General features: G+C 64.3%; 19 protein-coding genes. 15 read left to right on the forward strand and 4 right to left on the reverse strand.

Features of this window, described 5'->3' with window-relative positions:
• Positions 1-13: 13 nt before the first annotated feature.
• Both fliG and fliF read right to left on the reverse strand, forming a co-directional pair.
• A complete protein-coding gene (gene fliG / locus ACTJK6_RS18095) occupies positions 14-1,006 on the reverse strand; it encodes a flagellar motor switch protein FliG (protein WP_027679900.1) in 993 nt (330 codons plus the stop codon).
• Positions 1,003-2,838: a flagellar basal-body MS-ring/collar protein FliF gene (fliF, locus tag ACTJK6_RS18100; RefSeq protein ID WP_440839741.1), complete on the reverse strand. Its 1,836-nt coding sequence runs from the start codon at positions 2,836-2,838 to the stop codon at positions 1,003-1,005. The genes fliG and fliF overlap by 4 nt, the downstream gene beginning before the upstream one ends.
• A 281-nt stretch (positions 2,839-3,119) precedes the next feature.
• On the opposite strand from fliF, the gene fliE (ACTJK6_RS18105) reads away from it, so the two are divergent.
• The 15 genes from fliE (ACTJK6_RS18105) to ACTJK6_RS18175 all read left to right on the forward strand — a co-directional run bounded on the left by fliE (ACTJK6_RS18105) (position 3,120) and on the right by ACTJK6_RS18175 (position 15,236).
• The gene (gene fliE, locus ACTJK6_RS18105; protein WP_260803294.1) at positions 3,120-3,458 is read left to right on the forward strand and encodes a flagellar hook-basal body complex protein FliE; all 339 of its coding nucleotides are present in this window, start codon (positions 3,120-3,122) and stop codon (positions 3,456-3,458) included.
• A 34-nt stretch (positions 3,459-3,492) separates the two neighbouring features.
• Positions 3,493-4,602 (forward strand): glycosyltransferase family 2 protein, encoded by a 1,110-nt coding sequence (locus tag ACTJK6_RS18110; RefSeq protein ID WP_232039055.1) that lies wholly within the window; start codon positions 3,493-3,495, stop codon positions 4,600-4,602.
• A gap of 10 nt (positions 4,603-4,612) precedes the next feature.
• Complete coding sequence (rfbF, locus tag ACTJK6_RS18115; protein ID WP_440818089.1) at positions 4,613-5,386, forward strand: glucose-1-phosphate cytidylyltransferase; 774 nt, start codon at positions 4,613-4,615, stop codon at positions 5,384-5,386.
• Positions 5,371-6,477, forward strand: a complete 1,107-nt coding sequence (gene rfbG, locus ACTJK6_RS18120) for a CDP-glucose 4,6-dehydratase (RefSeq protein ID WP_440839742.1) — start codon at positions 5,371-5,373, stop codon at positions 6,475-6,477. Before rfbF ends, rfbG begins: the two co-directional genes overlap by 16 nt.
• Positions 6,474-7,067 (forward strand): dTDP-4-dehydrorhamnose 3,5-epimerase, encoded by a 594-nt coding sequence (rfbC, locus tag ACTJK6_RS18125; protein ID WP_232039053.1) that lies wholly within the window; start codon positions 6,474-6,476, stop codon positions 7,065-7,067. Before rfbG ends, rfbC begins: the two co-directional genes overlap by 4 nt.
• Positions 7,064-8,215 (forward strand): DegT/DnrJ/EryC1/StrS family aminotransferase, encoded by a 1,152-nt coding sequence (locus ACTJK6_RS18130; protein WP_440839743.1) that lies wholly within the window; start codon positions 7,064-7,066, stop codon positions 8,213-8,215. Before rfbC ends, ACTJK6_RS18130 begins: the two co-directional genes overlap by 4 nt.
• Complete coding sequence (locus ACTJK6_RS18135; protein WP_440839744.1) at positions 8,200-9,042, forward strand: phytanoyl-CoA dioxygenase family protein; 843 nt, start codon at positions 8,200-8,202, stop codon at positions 9,040-9,042. The genes ACTJK6_RS18130 and ACTJK6_RS18135 overlap by 16 nt, the downstream gene beginning before the upstream one ends.
• Before the next feature lie 2 nt (positions 9,043-9,044).
• Positions 9,045-10,220: a class I SAM-dependent methyltransferase gene (locus tag ACTJK6_RS18140; RefSeq protein WP_343619755.1), complete on the forward strand. Its 1,176-nt coding sequence runs from the start codon at positions 9,045-9,047 to the stop codon at positions 10,218-10,220.
• Positions 10,217-10,732: a GNAT family N-acetyltransferase gene (locus ACTJK6_RS18145; protein ID WP_343619757.1), complete on the forward strand. Its 516-nt coding sequence runs from the start codon at positions 10,217-10,219 to the stop codon at positions 10,730-10,732. Before ACTJK6_RS18140 ends, ACTJK6_RS18145 begins: the two co-directional genes overlap by 4 nt.
• Complete coding sequence (locus ACTJK6_RS18150; RefSeq protein WP_440839745.1) at positions 10,729-11,442, forward strand: WbqC family protein; 714 nt, start codon at positions 10,729-10,731, stop codon at positions 11,440-11,442. The genes ACTJK6_RS18145 and ACTJK6_RS18150 overlap by 4 nt, the downstream gene beginning before the upstream one ends.
• Positions 11,439-12,713, forward strand: a complete 1,275-nt coding sequence (locus ACTJK6_RS18155) for a glycosyltransferase family 2 protein (RefSeq protein ID WP_012430701.1) — start codon at positions 11,439-11,441, stop codon at positions 12,711-12,713. Before ACTJK6_RS18150 ends, ACTJK6_RS18155 begins: the two co-directional genes overlap by 4 nt.
• Positions 12,714-12,731: 18 nt before the next feature.
• A complete protein-coding gene (gene fliE / locus ACTJK6_RS18160; protein ID WP_027679887.1) occupies positions 12,732-13,058 on the forward strand; it encodes a flagellar hook-basal body complex protein FliE in 327 nt (108 codons plus the stop codon).
• 158 nt (positions 13,059-13,216) lie between these two features.
• The gene (locus tag ACTJK6_RS18165) at positions 13,217-13,639 is read left to right on the forward strand and encodes an organic hydroperoxide resistance protein (protein ID WP_232039045.1); all 423 of its coding nucleotides are present in this window, start codon (positions 13,217-13,219) and stop codon (positions 13,637-13,639) included.
• Positions 13,640-13,713: 74 nt separating this feature from the next.
• Positions 13,714-14,157 carry a MarR family winged helix-turn-helix transcriptional regulator gene (locus tag ACTJK6_RS18170; RefSeq protein ID WP_433868278.1) on the forward strand — a complete coding sequence of 148 codons (444 nt, stop codon included), beginning with the start codon at positions 13,714-13,716 and terminating at the stop codon, positions 14,155-14,157.
• Positions 14,154-15,236: a glycosyltransferase gene (locus ACTJK6_RS18175; RefSeq protein ID WP_440839746.1), complete on the forward strand. Its 1,083-nt coding sequence runs from the start codon at positions 14,154-14,156 to the stop codon at positions 15,234-15,236. The genes ACTJK6_RS18170 and ACTJK6_RS18175 overlap by 4 nt, the downstream gene beginning before the upstream one ends.
• On the opposite strand, the gene ACTJK6_RS18180 is transcribed toward ACTJK6_RS18175, so the two are convergent.
• Positions 15,230-15,586 carry a flagellar protein FliT gene (locus ACTJK6_RS18180; protein WP_027679883.1) on the reverse strand — a complete coding sequence of 119 codons (357 nt, stop codon included), beginning with the start codon at positions 15,584-15,586 and terminating at the stop codon, positions 15,230-15,232. The genes ACTJK6_RS18175 and ACTJK6_RS18180 overlap by 7 nt on opposite strands.
• A 58-nt stretch (positions 15,587-15,644) precedes the next feature.
• Complete coding sequence (fliS, locus tag ACTJK6_RS18185) at positions 15,645-16,082, reverse strand: flagellar export chaperone FliS (protein ID WP_232039042.1); 438 nt, start codon at positions 16,080-16,082, stop codon at positions 15,645-15,647.
• Positions 16,083-16,090 lie beyond the last annotated feature (8 nt).

The raw sequence follows: 16,090 nt of genomic DNA on the forward strand, positions 1-16,090 counted from the left end.
GCGGCCAGCGCGGTCAGACATAGGCGTCCTCCGCCTTGCGGCCGATGGTGATCTCGCCTTCGTCGGCCAGGCGGCGCGCAACGACCAGGATTTCCTTCTGCTGCGCTTCGACTTCCGACACCTTGACGGGCCCCAGCACTTCCAGCTCTTCCTTGAGCATCGTGCCGGCACGCTGCGACATGTTGGCGAACACCTTGTCGCGGAACTCCTGCTTGGCGCCCTTGAGGGCCACCACCAGAACGTCCTGGCTGATCTCGCGCAGCAGCGTCTGCAGCGCACGGCCATCCAGATCGATCAGGTTGTCGAACACGAACATCTTCTCGACGATGGCATCGGCCAGTTCCGGATCGCGCGAGCGCACGCCTTCGATGACGGAGCTTTCCACGGCGCTCGGCACCAGGTTGAGGATTTCCGCAGCCGTGAGCACGCCGCCCATCGCGTTCTTCTTGCGGTGGTCGTTGCCTTGCAGCAGCTTGGTCAGCACGTCGTTCAGCTCGCGCAGGGCGCTGGGCTGAATGCCGTCGAGCGTGGCGATACGCAGGATGGTGTCGTTGCGCAGGCGCTCGGTGAAATAGGTCAGGATTTCCGAAGCCTGATCACGATCCAGGTGGACCAGGATCGTGGCGATGATCTGCGGGTGCTCGTTACGGATCAGTTCCGCCACCGACGATGCATCCATCCACTTCAGGCCTTCGATGCCGCTGGTGTCACCGCCCGATAGGATGCGGTCGATGATGTTGGCGGCGCGGTCATCGCCCAGTGCCTTGCGGAAGACGGTGCGGATGTACTCGTTCGAATCCACGTCCAGCGGCAGGTCTTCGGCTTCCACAAAGAACGCGTCAAAGGCGTCGAGCACACGCTCGCGCGACACGTTCTTCAGCGCGGCCATGGTCGCGCCCAGCTTCTGCACTTCGCGCGGGCCGAGGTGCTTGAGCACTTCGGCGGCTTCGCTTTCGCCCAGCGACATCATGAGGATGGCGCTGCGTTGGAGTCCTTCGGCGCTCATTCGTTACTCACCCATTGTTTGATGACGGCCGCGACGGCGCGCGGGTTGCTCTGCGCCACGCGGCGCATGGTCTCGAGCTTCTTCTCGAAGTCGTTGTTCTTGAGTTGCGGCAGCGCGTCCGGCAGCTCTTCGGAATCGGTGCCGGCAGTTCCCGGCCCTTCCAGCTCCGGCCCGGCCGAAGCCGCGGCACCGGTGATGATCGGCGCGTTCGGATCTTCGCCTTCGCGGCCGACGAAGGTGGGCGTGGCCGCGTCGTCCTTCTTGCCCATCGAGCGGATCGCCGGACGGATCACCGCAAACACCAGGATAAGGAAGCCGATGGCCAGCGCCAGATACTTGGCGGCCTGGATGGCGTACTGGATCATCTCCGGCTGCTTCCACAGCGGCAGGTCGTCCTTGGCCATCGGCAGCGTGCCCGAGAACTGGCTGTTGACCACGTTCACGGAGTCGCCGCGCTTGGCGTCAAAGCCCACGGCATCCTTGACCAGCGCGTTGAGGTTGGCCATCTCGGCTTCCGACAACGGCTTCCAGGTCTTGCCGTCGCCACGGTAGTTGACGACCACGGCCACCGACAGGCGGCGCACGGTGCCCACTGCGGCGCGGGTGCGGCGCACGGTCTTGTCGACTTCGTAGTTGGTCGTCGTGTCGCGGGTGCTCGACGAGTTACCGCTGGTTGCGGTGCCGCTCGTGTTGGCAGCCGCTGCTTGTTGCGGTTGGCCGTTCGGGCCCGTTGCAGCCGGTTGCGACGCCGAGGCCGGCGCCGGTGCGGTCGGCAGCATGCGCGGCGCGGTCGGCGGTTGGTTGGACAGCGCGCCGGGCACGCCACCCTGGGCGTCGGCCTTGTTCTGCGTGGCTTCAGCGGTGTGCGTGCTACGCACGGCTGCGTTGGCCGGGTCCTGGTTCGGACGGTACGTCTCGGCCATCTGCTCGGTGTTGTCCAGATCGACGTCGGCCGTCACCTGCGCGCGTACGTTGTCTTCGCCCACCACGGGGCCGAGGATGGCTTCGATGCGCTTAATGTAGCCCTGCTCGACGTCGCGCACGTAGCTCAGCTGCGTCGGGTCAAGGCCCGAGGCGTTGTCCTGGAACGACGACGACAGCAGGCGGCCGGATTGGTCGACCACCGTCACGTTGGCCAGCGGCAGGTTCGGCACGCTGCTCGACACCAGGTGGCCAATCGCCTGCACCTGCGAGCGGTCGATCATGCGGCCCGGATACAGCTTGAGCAGCACCGAGGCGCTGGGCTTGGCCTGTTCGCGCACGAACACCGACGGCTTGGTCATGGCCAGATGCACGCGGGCGGATTGCACCTCCTGCATGGCCTGGATGGTGCGGGCCAGCTCGCCTTCCAGGGCGCGCTGGTAATTGACTTGTTCGGCAAACTGGCTGGTGCCGAATTTCTGGTTCTCCATCAGCTCGAAGCCGGCCTGGCCGCCCTTGGGCAGGCCTTGCGAAGCAAGCTTCAGACGCGCTTCATGCACGCTCGCCTCGGGCACCATGATGGCGGTGCCGCCTTCGGCAAAGCGGTACGGCACGTTCATTTGTTGCAGCGCAGCGATGATCGCCCCGCCGTCGCTGTCGGACACATTGCTGTACAGGACGCGATAGTCCGGAGCGCGGCTCCACAGCATCGCGGCGGCAATGACGGCCACCAGTGCGGCACCGCCGATCATCATCAGCAGGCGCGGCGACAGACGGCCGAGCGGGCCCAGGGCGCCCAGCGCACCTGCACCTCCCGCTTTCTGGCGCGTCATCGCGCCCTGGCCCACCGCCGGCATATCCACCGTACCGAGCGTGTCGGCGACAGCAACCGAATCGGCTGTCGTTGGCATCCCAAATCTCCTGACTGACTACGTTGCTTGAGCGCTCACCCAATGTCTGGGCATGGCTCCGTGGTTGCCATTATCGGCAGTGGGCGCGCAAGCAAATCGGCAAGAAGAGGGCCTTTTCCCGTTCTTTTGGGCGCTTGGGAACGGCGGCCTGGCGGCTACCTTTGCATCACCGTGGCGCCATAGCGACCAACCGGCCGGGACGGGAAACACCCCAGAAAGCCGGCCCAGGCAGCTAAACGGCGGCGCCGCAAGCAATACAAGCAAAGAGGAGTTGTCTTCACATGGATATTACGAACGCCAATTCAGTGGTTTCGCTGATGAACAGCGTGCTGGCGCCGTCGAAGACGGTGGGTGGCATTGGGGCGGGCGTCGGTTCGGGCGATGACGCCAAGGTCAGCGTCGACTTCGGCGCGGTGCTCAAGTCGTCGCTGGACCGGGTGGATGCGTCGCAGCAGAAGGCCGAATCCGTCTCGCGCAGCTTCGAAATGGGCAACAACGACGTCGACCTGCACGACGTGATGCTCTCGCTGCAGAAGGCCAACATCGACATGCAGACCGCGGTGCAGGTGCGCAACAAGTTCGTCTCGGCGTACCAGAGCATCATGAGTATGTCTATCTGACGTCACTTTTCACGCTTTCTTTTTTTCGCGCCGCATGTCCAAACACGCCAAACACCGCGCCAAGCTCGCCAAGAGCACTCTTGCGCTGGTCGTCATCGCCCGCGACGAGGCCGCGTGCATCGAGCGCTGCCTGATGAGCGCCAAGCCGCACGTCGACCGCATGATCGTGCTGGACACCGGCTCGACCGACGACACCGTGGCGATTGCCAAGGCGTGCGGCGCGCAGGTGCACCATTTCACGTGGGTGGATGACTTTTCCGCCGCCCGCAACGCCGCGCTGGCCGCCGCCAATGCGGACTGGAACCTCGTGCTGGACGCCGACGAATGGATCGAGGCCGGCACGGACGAGCTGCGCGACGCCTGCACCTTCGGCCCGTTGCTGGGCGTGGTGTGCATCCGCAGCGGGTTTGAAGTCTCGGGCAAGGTGGAGCAATCCAACAGCTGGATTGCGCGCTTGCTGCCGCGCGGCGTGCGCTACAAGGGCCGCATCCACGAGCAACCCGATGCCGACCTGCAACGGGTTCGCCTGCCGCTGGTGATTGGCCACGACGGCTACCTAGACGTCAAGCTCGACAAGAAGCGCGGGCGCAACCACACCCTGCTGCAGCTAGAGCTGGCCGCGCGTCCGGACGATCCGTACGTGCTTTACCAGCTCGGCAAGGATTTCCAGATCAACCAGGGCGATGCAGCCCAGGCCGCCGAGTATTACCGCCGCGCCGTGGCGACGGCACCCAAGCAGTCGCCCTATCGGCACGACCTGTGTATCTGCCTGCTGGCGTGCCTGAGCCAGACCGGACAACTCGACGAGGCCATCACCCTGGCCGGCGAGTGGATGGACGAATGGTCGGGCTCGCCCGACTACTTCTACCTGCTCGGCCACCTGATGTTTGAAGCCGCCGCCAAGCACCCGGCCGAGGCAGAAAAGCAATGGCTGCCGATGGCGGAAAACGCCTTCCTGAAGTGCCTGGAGATTGGCGAGCAGCCCAAGCTGGACGCTGCCGTGTTCGGGCGCGGCAGCTTTGCCGCCGCAAAGTACCTGGCGCTGACCTACCGCGCCCTGGCCGACACACTGGCCATCAAGTCGAACCAATATTCCGACCTCGCGCGGCAGATGCAGGAACGCAGCGCAGTCGCCGCCGCATGAGTACGCAATCATGAAGACAGTGATCCTGGCCGGGGGCCTCGGCACACGCATCAGCGAGGAATCGCACCTGCGGCCCAAGCCGATGATCGAAATTGGTGGCCGCCCGATCCTGTGGCACATCATGAAGATCTATGCCGCCCACGGCATCAACGACTTCATCATCTGCCTCGGCTACAAGGGCTACGTCATCAAGGAGTACTTCGCCAACTACTTCCTGCACATGTCGGACGTGACGTTCGATATGTCGAAGAACGAAGTGACCGTGCATGAGCGCCACGCCGAGCCCTGGCGCGTCACGCTGGTCGACACCGGCGAGCAATCGCAGACCGGCGGGCGCCTGAAGCGCGTGGCCGCCTACCTGGACCCGAACGAGCCGTTCTGCTTCACCTACGGCGACGGCGTGTCCGACATCGACATCACGAGCAAGATCGCCTTCCACCGCGAACACGGCAAGATGGCGACCGTGACGGCCGTGCAGCCGCCGGGCCGCTACGGCATGCTCCAGCGCGACGGCGCCCGCGTGACCGGCTTTACCGAAAAGCCGCCCGGCGACGGCGGCAGCTGGATCAACGGCGGCTTCTTCGTGCTCAATCCGTCGGTCATCGAATACATCGCGAGCGAAGACACGCCGTGGGAAGGCGCGCCCATGACGCGCCTAGCCGAGATGGGCGAACTGAACACGTTCGAGCACCACGGCTTCTGGCAGCCGATGGACACGCTGCGCGACAAGAACAGTCTGGAAGCCCTTTGGCAAGCGGGGAGTGCACCGTGGAAAAAGTGGTGACGCTCGACCCGCGTGCGTGGGCCGGCAAGCGCGTCTTCCTGACCGGGCACACCGGCTTCAAGGGCAGCTGGCTGGCACTGTGGCTGCGCCAGCTTGGCGCCGAGGTGACCGGCTACAGCCTGGCGCCCGAAACGCACCCCAATCTCTTTACGCTGGCCGAGGTGAAATCCGCCTTGGCCGGCCATACGCTCGGCGATATCCGTGACGCGGATGCCTTGCGTGCCGCCATGACCGCGGCGCGACCCGACGTCGTCTTTCACCTGGCCGCGCAACCGCTGGTGCGCGCGTCGTACAACGACCCAGTCGGCACCTACGCCACCAACGTAATGGGCACCGTGAACGTGCTGGAGGCCGCGCGCGGCTGCACGAACCTGTCCGCCATCGTGGTCGCCACCACCGACAAGTGCTACGACAACCGCGAGTGGGCCTGGGGCTACCGCGAGACAGATGCACTCGGCGGCCATGACCCGTACAGCGCCTCCAAGGCCTGCGCCGAACTGGTGGCCGCAAGCTACCGGCGCGCCTTCTTCGCCAACGGCCCGTTGCTGGCCACCGGCCGCGCAGGCAATGTGATCGGCGGCGGCGACTGGTCGGAAGACCGGCTCATCCCCGATGTCGAGCGCGCGATGCGTGCCGGTACGCCGCTGGTGATCCGCTCACCGCACGCCACGCGGCCGTGGCAGCACGTTCTGGACTGCCTGCATGGGTACCTGGTGCTCGCGCAACGGCTGTTGGCCGGCGACGCCGCGTGCGCAACCGCCTGGAACTTCGGCCCGGACAGCGCCGCCACGCGCACGGTCGAACAGGTCTTGCAAGGCTTGCAGCAACATTGGCCCGCACTGATCTGGCAACTGGACGCCAATGCCGCCACCGGCAAGCACGAGGCCGGCATGCTGCATCTCGACGCCAGCCGGGCACGCCAGCAACTAGGCTGGCAGACGGCGTGGCCGTTCGAGACCGCGCTGGAACAAACCGCCGCGTGGTACCGGCATCTGCATGAAAGAACCGCGGATGCGCGCGCGCTGTGCGACCAACAGATCGACCGCTTCACCGCTGCCGCATCTGCTGCCACACCCAGGAGCGCCGCATGAGCCGCTTCAGCATCCAACCGACACCGCTGGACGGCGTGGTTGAAATCAGCCGCAAGGTCATCGGTGACCATCGCGGTTACTTCACGCGCTTCTTCTGCGCAGATGAACTTGCCGCCGCCGGCTTTGACAGCCCGATCGCGCAAATCAATCACTCGTATTCCGCCAAGCGCGGCACCGTGCGTGGGCTGCATTTTCAATACCCGCCACATGCCGAGATCAAGCTGGTGAGTTGCGTGCGCGGTCGCGTGTTCGACGTGGCCGTTGACCTGCGTGCTGGCTCACCAACGTTCCTGCAATGGCATGCGGTGGAGTTATCCGCCGAACGCCACAACAGCCTGCTGGTGCCGCGCGGCTTTGCCCACGGCTTCCAGGCGCTGGAAGACGATTGCGAGCTGCTGTATCTGACCTCGACGCCGTACGCGCAAGCCGCTGAAGACGGCCTTAACCCGACCGACAGCCGCCTGGGCATTGCCTGGCCGCTCGACATTACCGAATGCTCCGACCGGGACCGCAACCATCCGCCGCTGACCGACGCATTTGCGGGCATCACGTTGCGTGCCCAGAATCCTGAACTGCAGGAACAGCCATGACCCAGAAGATTCTGTACTCCAAGCCGTCGATCACCGAGCTGGAAGTCGAATACGCCACCGACGCCGCACGCAACGGCTGGGGCGACCAGTGCTACGCCTACATCAACCGCTTCGAAAAGCAGTTTGCCGAGTTTGTCGGCACGCAGTACGCCATTGCGACCTCAAGCTGCACCGGTGCCATGCACATGGGCCTGGCCGCGCTCGGCATCGGCGCCGGCGATGAGGTGATCCTGGCCGACACGAACTGGATCGCCACGGCGTCGCCCATCACTTACGTGGGCGCCACGCCCGTGTTTGTCGACATCCTGCCGGACACGTGGTGCCTGGACCCGGCGCTCGTGGAAGCCGCCATCACGCCGCGCACGAAAGCCATCATCGCCACGCACCTCTACGGCAACCTGTGCGAGATGGACCGCCTGCTGGATATCGGCAAGCGCCACGGCATTCCTGTCATCGAAGACGCAGCCGAGGCTGTGGGCTCGCGCTGGCACGGGCATGCAACGGGTGCGCAAGGCATCTTCGGCACGTTCTCGTTCCATGGCACCAAGACCATGACGACGGGCGAAGGCGGCATGTTCGTCACCAACGACCGCGCGCTGTACGACCGCGTGATGACGCTGAACAACCACGGCCGCGTGCCGGGCGGCAAGCAGTTCTGGTCCGACTTCATCGGCTTCAAGTACCGGATTTCCAACGTGCAGGCCGCGATCGGCTGCGCGCAGCTTGAGCGTATCGACGCGCTGGTGGCGCGCAAGCGCGAGATCTTTGCCGAATATCAGGCGCACCTTGGCGGCGTTGCCGGCTTGGCGCTCAACCCCGAGGCACCCGGCACGCTCAACAGCTACTGGATGCCCACCGTCGTGTTTGACGAAGCGCTGGGCATTACGCGCGACGGGCTGCTGGCCGCGTTCTCGCGCTGCGGCATCGATGCGCGCGTGTTCTTCTATCCGCTAAGCCAGACGGAGTTGTTCGGCACGTCCGAGGCCACCGGGCGCCACAAGGCGCCCAACAGCTACGCGATTGCCGAGCGCGCCATCAACTTGCCCTCGTACCACGACATGTCGAGCGAGAACATCGAGACGGTGTGCAACGTGGTGCTCGATCTCGTGAAGGCCCATCAGGAGACGCTGACATGCCTGGCATCCTGAGCCCCGATCAGATCGAGACCTTCCGGCGCGATGGCCTGCTGATCCTGCGCGACTTCTATGCGCCGTCGCAGGTCGAGCCGATTCAGCGCGCCATCTACGACATCATCGGTCTGGTGATCGACAAATACAGTCTCGACATCGAGCGCGCACCGTTTGCGCCGGAGCGGTTCGACGACGGTTATCAGGCCGTCATCAAGGCCAATCGCAAATATGGCGCGGAGGTGTACGACGCCGTCAAGCAGATCCCCGCGTTTGTCCGCCTGCTGGGCGACGAGCGCCATGAGCAGCTCGTTCGCCAAGTGCGCCCCGGCGCGCTGCCGGGCATTGCGCACGCGGGCTCCGGCATCCGCATCGACAACCCGCGCGAAGAGAAATTTCGCGCCAACTGGCATCAGGAGTATCCGGCCCAGTTGCGCAGCCTGGACGGCGTGGTGTTCTGGAGCCCGCTCGTCGACATCACGCCCGAGATCGGGCCCGTGGAGTTCTGCCCGGGCTCGCACGTCGAAGGACCGCTGCCCGTCTTCAGCGCCGACCCGGACAACGCCGGCAAGCAAGGCGCCTACGCATTGCTGATCAAGGACGAGGCGAGCTACCTCGCGCGCTATCCGCACGTGCAGCCGTTGACCAAGCCGGGCGATCTGGTGATGGTAGACTTCCTGGTGCTGCACGCCTCGGGCCACAACACGAGCCAGCGATCGCGCTGGTCGATGCAGTTCCGCTACTTCAATTTTTGCGAGCCGACCGGGCGCTCGCACGGCTGGAAGGGCTCGTACGCCAACGGCGTCGACTTCCGTACCGTCCACCCAGAACTCTCCGTGGAAGCCTGACCATGACCCAAGGTGCACTGCCCTGCAATGTCTGCCAGCAACCGCTGGCCGAACCGATTTACCGCGCTGCGCCGCAAAGCTCGCTGTCTTCCCTGCGTCGTGCCATGGACGGCACGCTGGAAGTCTTCTGCTGTGCCGCGTGCGGCCATATCCAGACCGCCGAGCTGTGTGACAACGGCAGCTTCTACGACACGGAGTACGACATCCTCGTGGGCAGCGAGGAAGAAGACCAGATCTACGCGGTTGAGAACGGCCAGAAGATCTTCCGTGCCGACCACCAGGTCGCCACGTTCCAACGCAAGCTGGCCCTGCCGGAAGGCGCTCGGGTGGTCGACTTCGGCTGCGCAAAAAGCGCCACTATGCGCCTGCTGAAACAGCAGCGCCCCGACGTAAACGTCCACCTGTTCGATATCAGCGACCGCTACGTCGGCTTCTGGGAAAAGTTCCTGAGCCCCGAACAATGGGCGACGTACACGATTCCGCCGGCATGGCAGCGTTCGTTCGATGTCGTCAGCTCGTTCTTCTCGCTGGAGCACATCCCCGACCTGACGACCGCGCTGCGCAACATCCACAGCCTGCTGCGTGACGGCGGCCGGCTGTACGCGATCGTGCCAAACACGTTCACCAACTCGGTCGACTTTCTGGTGGCCGATCACGTCAACCATTTCACGCACACGTCGCTGCAGACGCTGCTGGCCAACCACGGGTTTGATCTGCTCGAGGCCGACGCCCAAAGCCATCGTGGCGCGTTCGTCGTGACCGCCGTGCGCCGTCCTGGTGACAGCAAAGTCGCGCCGATGCTCGACACACAAGAATTGGCCGACACGCAGCGCGCCGCTCGCAAGCTTGCGGGTTTCTGGCAGCAAGCCTCCAGCCATCTGACGGACTTTGAAACGCAGCACGGCAGCGCGCCCGCTGTGATTTACGGTGCCGGGTTCTACGGCGCCTACACCGCAAGCAACCTGCAACAGCCGCATGCCCTGCGCGCGTTTGTCGATCAGAACCCGTACCTGCAAGGGTCGTCCCTGGCCGGCAAGCCGGTGGTGGCGCTCGACAGCATTCCGGACGAAGTTGAAGTGGTGTACCTGGCCGTGAACCCGGTCATTGCCGATGAAGTGCGGCACACCGTGGAAGCCGCGTATCCGAATCGCTTCCGCTATTTCCGTTTCCAGCCATGATCGCGCGCGGTTCACTCGTTCTTCGGGAATGGCGCGAGAGCGACATCGCCCAACTGCTGCCGCTGCGCAACGACGTGCCGACGCAGCTGCAGCTCATGACGCGCCCGCGGCCAAACTCGGCTGCGAGTGTGCGCGACTGGCTGATCGCGAAATCGAAGCAGAGCGACCTGGTGCTCTTCGTCATTGCCAGCCAAGCAGATGACAGCGTGCTGGGCTATCTGCAGTTGAACCACATCGATGCGGTCAATCGACACGCTTCGCTGGGCATCTGCCTGGCGTCGTCCGCGCAAGGCAAGGGCCACGGGCGGGCCGCATGCGAAGCCGCGTTTGCGTACGCCAGCGAAACGCTGTGCCTGCGCAAGATCACGCTGGAGGTGCTGGCCGAAAACACACGCGCCATCGCGCTGTACGAGAAGCTCGACTTCCGCACCATCGGCACGTTGGCCGGCCACTACCTGCAAGACAACCGTTGGCATGACGTTGTCCTGATGGAACGGATGCTGGCGTCATGAAGGTCGTGATCACACAACCGATGCTGTTCCCGTGGGTGGGTCTGCTCGAGCAGATCATGCTGGCGGATGTGCTCGTCAATTACGCTGACGTGCAGTTCTCCAAGGGCAGCTTCACCAACCGGGTGCAGATCAAGGAGCCGGCCGGCACGCGCTGGATGACGGTGCCGCTGGAGAAGTTCCACCTCGGTGCGCGCATTGATGAAGTCAAACCCGCTACCAATGTCGACTGGCGTGCGCAGCATCTGCGCATGCTGGAGCAGGCCTACGAAGCCGCACCGCATGCAAGCGACATGCTGGCGCTGGTGCGCACGGTGTACGAGGCCGAGTACGCCAACATGGGTGCGCTGGCACTGGCGTCCATGCGCGCGGTGTGCCGCTACCTGGGCATCGACCTGGACAGCAAGTTTGTCGACTCGCCTGAGCTGGACATTCCCGGCCGCAACAGCGACCGCGTACTCGCCATCGTGAAGAAGCTGCAAGGCGACACCTACATCACTGGACACGGCGCCAAGAACTACCTGGCCCACGCCGAGTTCGAGCAGCAAGGCGTTGCAGTCGAATACATGAATTACGCCATGCGGCCGTATCCGCAACTGCATGGCGCGTTCACCCCGTTTGTCAGCAGCCTGGACCTGATTGCCAACCACGGCCCGGCCGGCAAGCAGTACATGTGCCCTCAGACCCTCCACTGGCGCGAGTTCATCCAATGAGTGAGATCGAAGCAATCCAAACCGAAGCGCTGCAGGACATCGCGCCCGTGAAGCACGACGCGGTCATCCAGCAGGTTGCGCTGAGCGTCTGCATCCCGACCTACAACCGCGCCCGCTATCTCGAGAATCTGCTTGCAGAACTCGTCTCGCAGATTGGCGAGCTGAAGTTCAGCTACGAATTGCTGATCGGCGACAACTGCTCGACCGACGCCACCGAAGAGGTCGTGGGCCGCTACCAGGACAAGCTGAACATCCGGTATTTCCGCCGCCCGTCGAACCTCGGCTCGGCAGAAAACCTGAACCAGCTCTATCGCAGCGCGCAGGGCAAGTACGTGCTCTACCACGCCGATGACGACCTCCCGATCCTGGCCGAAATCAACAACAACATCGACATCTTCGAGCGCAACCCGGGCGTGGATGTCATCTTTGCGCCGTGGTTCATTCACGACTTGCCGACGCGGCAGGACGTCACCGCGTTCTATCGCCAGGACGACAACTACCTGATCGAGCAGCACGACTACGCCAAGCTGCTGGCACTGGTGTTGTCGCACCACCTCTTTCCGGAGATCTACCTGGCGCGCCGCGAGGTGATGGACCGCATCTACTTCAGCGCGCCGGAACCTGCGTTCTACGCCTTCGTGCACGCGGCGGAAATGCTCGGCTCCAGCGCGGTGTACTTCAGCAAGACGCCGTTCTATCGTTCGGTCTCGCGCTACTTTGCCGACGAGACCCGCGCCCAGGCCGGCAACGAAGAAGTGAAACACGCGTGGGACCGCTATCGCGGTGGTCTCGAATATCTGTTCGGCAAGTTCTCGCACACGCTGCCGGCCGCCGAGCGCCCCGAATGGCTGAACGCCATCAACCAGTTCGTGCTGGCACGCATGAAGGTTGCGCTGCGCCTGCGCACGCATGAAGGCGGCAACTGGATCGACAACTACTACATCGCGAACCGCGTCCGCGCGCTGGGTGAAGTGTCCGATCTTCCCGCACCGTATGACCTGTACCGTGTCAACGCGGCGTTCGAATACGTGACCAAGCTCGACCCGTTCAAGCCCGAGCCGCCGAAGTACGCCACGCTGCGCCGCGCGCCGCTGCAGGTCTTCCACCACGCGCACGGCTTTGCCGACACGGAGTTCCTGGTGCTCGACGACGATGACGCCATTCCGCATCACACCATCGTCGTCACGCCGATCCCGATGGACATTGCGGTGCCGGCCGGCCGCGAAGTCCGTTTCGTGTCGGAACTCGAAACGCTCGCCAAATTCCCCTGAGTCACTGGTCACACCCACATGGATCTCTCCAACGCCCATTCCGTGGTCTCGCTGATGAACAGCGTGCTGGCGCCGTCCACTGTCGGCGGCAGCACAGCCAGTGGCGAAACCGGCAAACCCAGCGTCGACTTCGGCTCCGTGCTGAAGTCGTCGCTGGACCGCGTCGACGCTTCACAGCAGAAGGCCGAGTCCATCTCTCGCAGCTTTGAAATGGGCAACAACGACGTCGACCTGCACGACGTGATGCTCTCGCTGCAGAAGGCCAACATCGACATGCAGACGGCCGTACAGGTGCGCAACAAGCTGGTCTCGGCCTATCAAAGCATCATGAGCATGTCGATCTGAGATCACTCTCCCCTCCCCCTTTTTCCACGTTTGGGAAAAGGGTTTGCGGTCGCCCTTGCGATTTATATTGCACGCAATATAATTGCATCATCGATTTCCGACATCGATCTCCCGGCCGACATGTCGCCGACCGGGTTTCCCAGCAAGAGGACCCGACCATGAAGACGCTTTACCAGACCCAAGTCACCGCTGAAGGCGGCCGCGCCGGCCATGTTCGCAGCGCCGACGGCACGCTTGACCTGCCCCTGTCGCTGCCGCGCGAACTCGGCGGCGCTGGCGGTGCCGCCACCAACCCTGAGCAACTGTTTGCCGCCGGTTACGCCGCCTGCTTTGAAAATGCAGTGCTGCATGTTGCACGTGCCAAGCAGATCAAGCTGGCGTCGACATCGGTCACGGCCACGGTCGGCATCGGCCCGCGCGAAGACGGCGGGTTTGCGTTGACGGTGTCGCTGGCGGCCACCCTGAGCGGCGTTGATCAGGCGACGGCGGAGGCGCTTGTGGCTGCCGCACATGGTGTATGCCCCTATTCGCATGCCGTCCGTGGCAATATTGACGTCCAATTGAACACGGTCACGCGCTGAGCCTCGCTTAGCCTTTTCAGGGCCGATGCGGCACTCGCCGCTCGGGCGCCAGACCGTCCCCCCGGGAGTTTTCCGTGAACGACGTGCTGGCGCTCGATCAGCAGCTCTGCTTTCCTTTGTATGCCGCAGGCCATCTACTGACGCGCCTCTATCGGCCGCTGCTGGATGAGCTGGGCCTGACCTATCCGCAATACCTCGTGATGCTGGCGTGCTGGCAGCAGGCGCCGTGCGCCGTAGGTGACCTCGGCCGCACGCTGTACCTCGATACGGGTACGCTGACCCCGTTGCTCAAGCGCCTGGAAGAACAAGGCCTCGTCACCCGCACGCGCGATCCCGAGGATCAGCGCCGCGTCGTCATCGAGCTGACCGATGCCGGCCGCGGGCTGCGCGAGCGCGCTGCCAAGGTGCCCGAAGCCCTTGTCTGCAAGATTCCGCTGGAATTGGACGAGATTGGCGCCACGCGCAACGTGCTGCGCAAGCTGCTCGACGCACTGGCTACGGCGGACGACCGCGAATGAGCGCACCGTCCGCTTCCGCCGATGTGGCGCTGGTTGTCATCGCCCGCAATGAAGCCGCCAGCATTGCGCGCTGCCTGCTCAGCGCCAAGCCGTTTGTCGATCGCATGGTGGTGCTGGATACGGGCTCGACCGACGACACCGTAGCCATTGCCCAGTCGTGCGGCGCGCTCGTCAGCCACATGGCCTGGACGAACGATTTCTCGGCCGCGCGCAACACCGCGCTGCAGGCTGCCAATGCCGACTGGAATCTCGTCCTCGACGCTGACGAATGGCTGGAGAGTGGCGGCGAGCACCTCCGCACGCTCTGCGGCCGAGAGCCGTCCGTGGGCGTGGTGTGCGTCAAGAACGATACCGATGCGGCCGAAGCCGCCAGCCAACTGATTGCGTGGATCCCGCGCGTGCTGCCGCGTGGCGTGCACTATACGGGGCGCATTCACGAGCAGCCGGTGTCGTCATTGCCAGCGGCGCGCGTGCCGATCGTGGTCCGCCACGACGGCTATACCGCGGCCAAGATGCAGAAGAAAGGCGAGCGCAATACGCAACTGCTGCTCGATGAGCTCGCGCACCGGCCGGACGACCCATACGTGCTGTATCAGCTCGGCAAGGAAACCGAGCTGCACCATGAAGACTACGCAAAGGCCGCAACGTACTACGCACGCGCCTTCAGCCTGGCGCCGCCTGACGCGCCCTACCGCCGCAACCTCGCGCTGCGCTATGTGTACAGCCTCGGCAAGGCCGACCGCGTTGAAGAGGCGCTCGCGCAAGGCGATGTCGCCATCCAGACGTGGCCGGACTTTCCTGATCTGTGCTTTGCGCTGGGATTGGTGTTGCTGGATGCGGCGGCCAAGCAGCCTGATGAGGCAGGCGCCCGGTGGCTACCGTTGGCAGAGCAGGTCTTCAACCGTTGCCTTGAGATCGGCGATCAACCGGAGATGGACGGCAGCGTCGTCGGCCGGGGCAGCTTCCTCGCTGCCCAGCAACTGGCGATCGTGTACCAGATGCAGAGTCACGCGCTCGCACGCAAGTCCGAGCACTATCTGACGCTGTCAAAACAGCTGCAGGACGCTTCGTCTCAATAACGCGCCATGCTGCCGTAAGCGTTGCTTGCGGTGGTGGCGCGGCGCGCCGTGTCGATGCGCTTCTGCAGGCGGTCCAGGCGCGGATACACCATGGCGCGCACGCGGGCGTCATCTTCCAGAATGCGCACGAGCAGCGTGCGCTTGCGCTCCACGTCTGCACGCGAGAGCTGCGGATGCGGCTCGGAACGGCGCAGCGCATCCACATAGGCGGCGCTCTCGCGTTCCAGCGTACTGACGACTTCCCAGTTACCCACTTCGGCCGCGCTGACCATTTCGGCGGTCAGGCGTGCGATGGCTTCGTAGCAGGTGAACAGACTTTCGCTGTCCTTGATCGGGATGTTGCGGTGCATATTGGCTCCAGTTGGGCCGAATTCAGTCAAAGGTCGCGTTCCTACAAACGACCGGCAATCAGCTCACAACGCTCAGATGGCTGTTCGCCGCGGCGGCAGCCGGCTGGCCGGTCTGGCCGATGGCGAGCCACGCATCCTGCAGCGGGACCAACAAGGCGTCCACCTCTGCGAGGATTGTCAGATCGTTGTTGCCGTTGGCCACCAGCAGGCGGCGCAGCATGTAGTCGTACAGCGTGTTCAGTTGCACAGCGATGTCGCCGCCGCGCTGGTGATCGAGGCTGGCCTGCAGGCCCTGGCCGATGATCGAGATGGCCTTGTCGAACGCCCGCACCTTGGCCAGCACGTCGCCGCGCTGGATGGCGGCGCCGGCCAGGTTGATGGCGGCGCGCGCGCCTTCGAACAGCATGGCGATGAGGCGGTGCGGATTGGCGTCTACCACGGACGTCTCGATGCCGACTTGCGCATAGGCACCGATGGCACGGCGTGCAGCGTACATGGAAAAGG

Source organism: Ralstonia sp. 22086 (assembly GCF_052045975.1).
In the GTDB taxonomy this organism is placed as follows: domain Bacteria; phylum Pseudomonadota; class Gammaproteobacteria; order Burkholderiales; family Burkholderiaceae; genus Ralstonia; species Ralstonia wenshanensis.

What these genes read in the sequence shown, in the direction of transcription:
- fliG (WP_027679900.1), bottom strand. Translation starts at nt 1,006, where the DNA reads ATGAGCGCCGAAGGACTCCAACGCAGCGCCATCCTCATGATGTCGCTG.
- fliF (WP_440839741.1), bottom strand. Translation starts at nt 2,838, where the DNA reads ATGCCAACGACAGCCGATTCGGTTGCTGTCGCCGACACGCTCGGTACG.
- fliE (WP_260803294.1), top strand. Translation starts at nt 3,120, where the DNA reads ATGGATATTACGAACGCCAATTCAGTGGTTTCGCTGATGAACAGCGTG.
- ACTJK6_RS18110 (WP_232039055.1), top strand. Translation starts at nt 3,493, where the DNA reads ATGTCCAAACACGCCAAACACCGCGCCAAGCTCGCCAAGAGCACTCTT.
- rfbF (WP_440818089.1), top strand. Translation starts at nt 4,613, where the DNA reads ATGAAGACAGTGATCCTGGCCGGGGGCCTCGGCACACGCATCAGCGAG.
- rfbC (WP_232039053.1), top strand. Translation starts at nt 6,474, where the DNA reads ATGAGCCGCTTCAGCATCCAACCGACACCGCTGGACGGCGTGGTTGAA.
- ACTJK6_RS18130 (WP_440839743.1), top strand. Translation starts at nt 7,064, where the DNA reads ATGACCCAGAAGATTCTGTACTCCAAGCCGTCGATCACCGAGCTGGAA.
- ACTJK6_RS18135 (WP_440839744.1), top strand. Translation starts at nt 8,200, where the DNA reads ATGCCTGGCATCCTGAGCCCCGATCAGATCGAGACCTTCCGGCGCGAT.
- ACTJK6_RS18140 (WP_343619755.1), top strand. Translation starts at nt 9,045, where the DNA reads ATGACCCAAGGTGCACTGCCCTGCAATGTCTGCCAGCAACCGCTGGCC.
- ACTJK6_RS18145 (WP_343619757.1), top strand. Translation starts at nt 10,217, where the DNA reads ATGATCGCGCGCGGTTCACTCGTTCTTCGGGAATGGCGCGAGAGCGAC.
- ACTJK6_RS18150 (WP_440839745.1), top strand. Translation starts at nt 10,729, where the DNA reads ATGAAGGTCGTGATCACACAACCGATGCTGTTCCCGTGGGTGGGTCTG.
- ACTJK6_RS18155 (WP_012430701.1), top strand. Translation starts at nt 11,439, where the DNA reads ATGAGTGAGATCGAAGCAATCCAAACCGAAGCGCTGCAGGACATCGCG.
- fliE (WP_027679887.1), top strand. Translation starts at nt 12,732, where the DNA reads ATGGATCTCTCCAACGCCCATTCCGTGGTCTCGCTGATGAACAGCGTG.
- ACTJK6_RS18165 (WP_232039045.1), top strand. Translation starts at nt 13,217, where the DNA reads ATGAAGACGCTTTACCAGACCCAAGTCACCGCTGAAGGCGGCCGCGCC.
- ACTJK6_RS18175 (WP_440839746.1), top strand. Translation starts at nt 14,154, where the DNA reads ATGAGCGCACCGTCCGCTTCCGCCGATGTGGCGCTGGTTGTCATCGCC.
- ACTJK6_RS18180 (WP_027679883.1), bottom strand. Translation starts at nt 15,586, where the DNA reads ATGCACCGCAACATCCCGATCAAGGACAGCGAAAGTCTGTTCACCTGC.
- fliS (WP_232039042.1), bottom strand. Translation starts at nt 16,082, where the DNA reads ATGTACGCTGCACGCCGTGCCATCGGTGCCTATGCGCAAGTCGGCATC.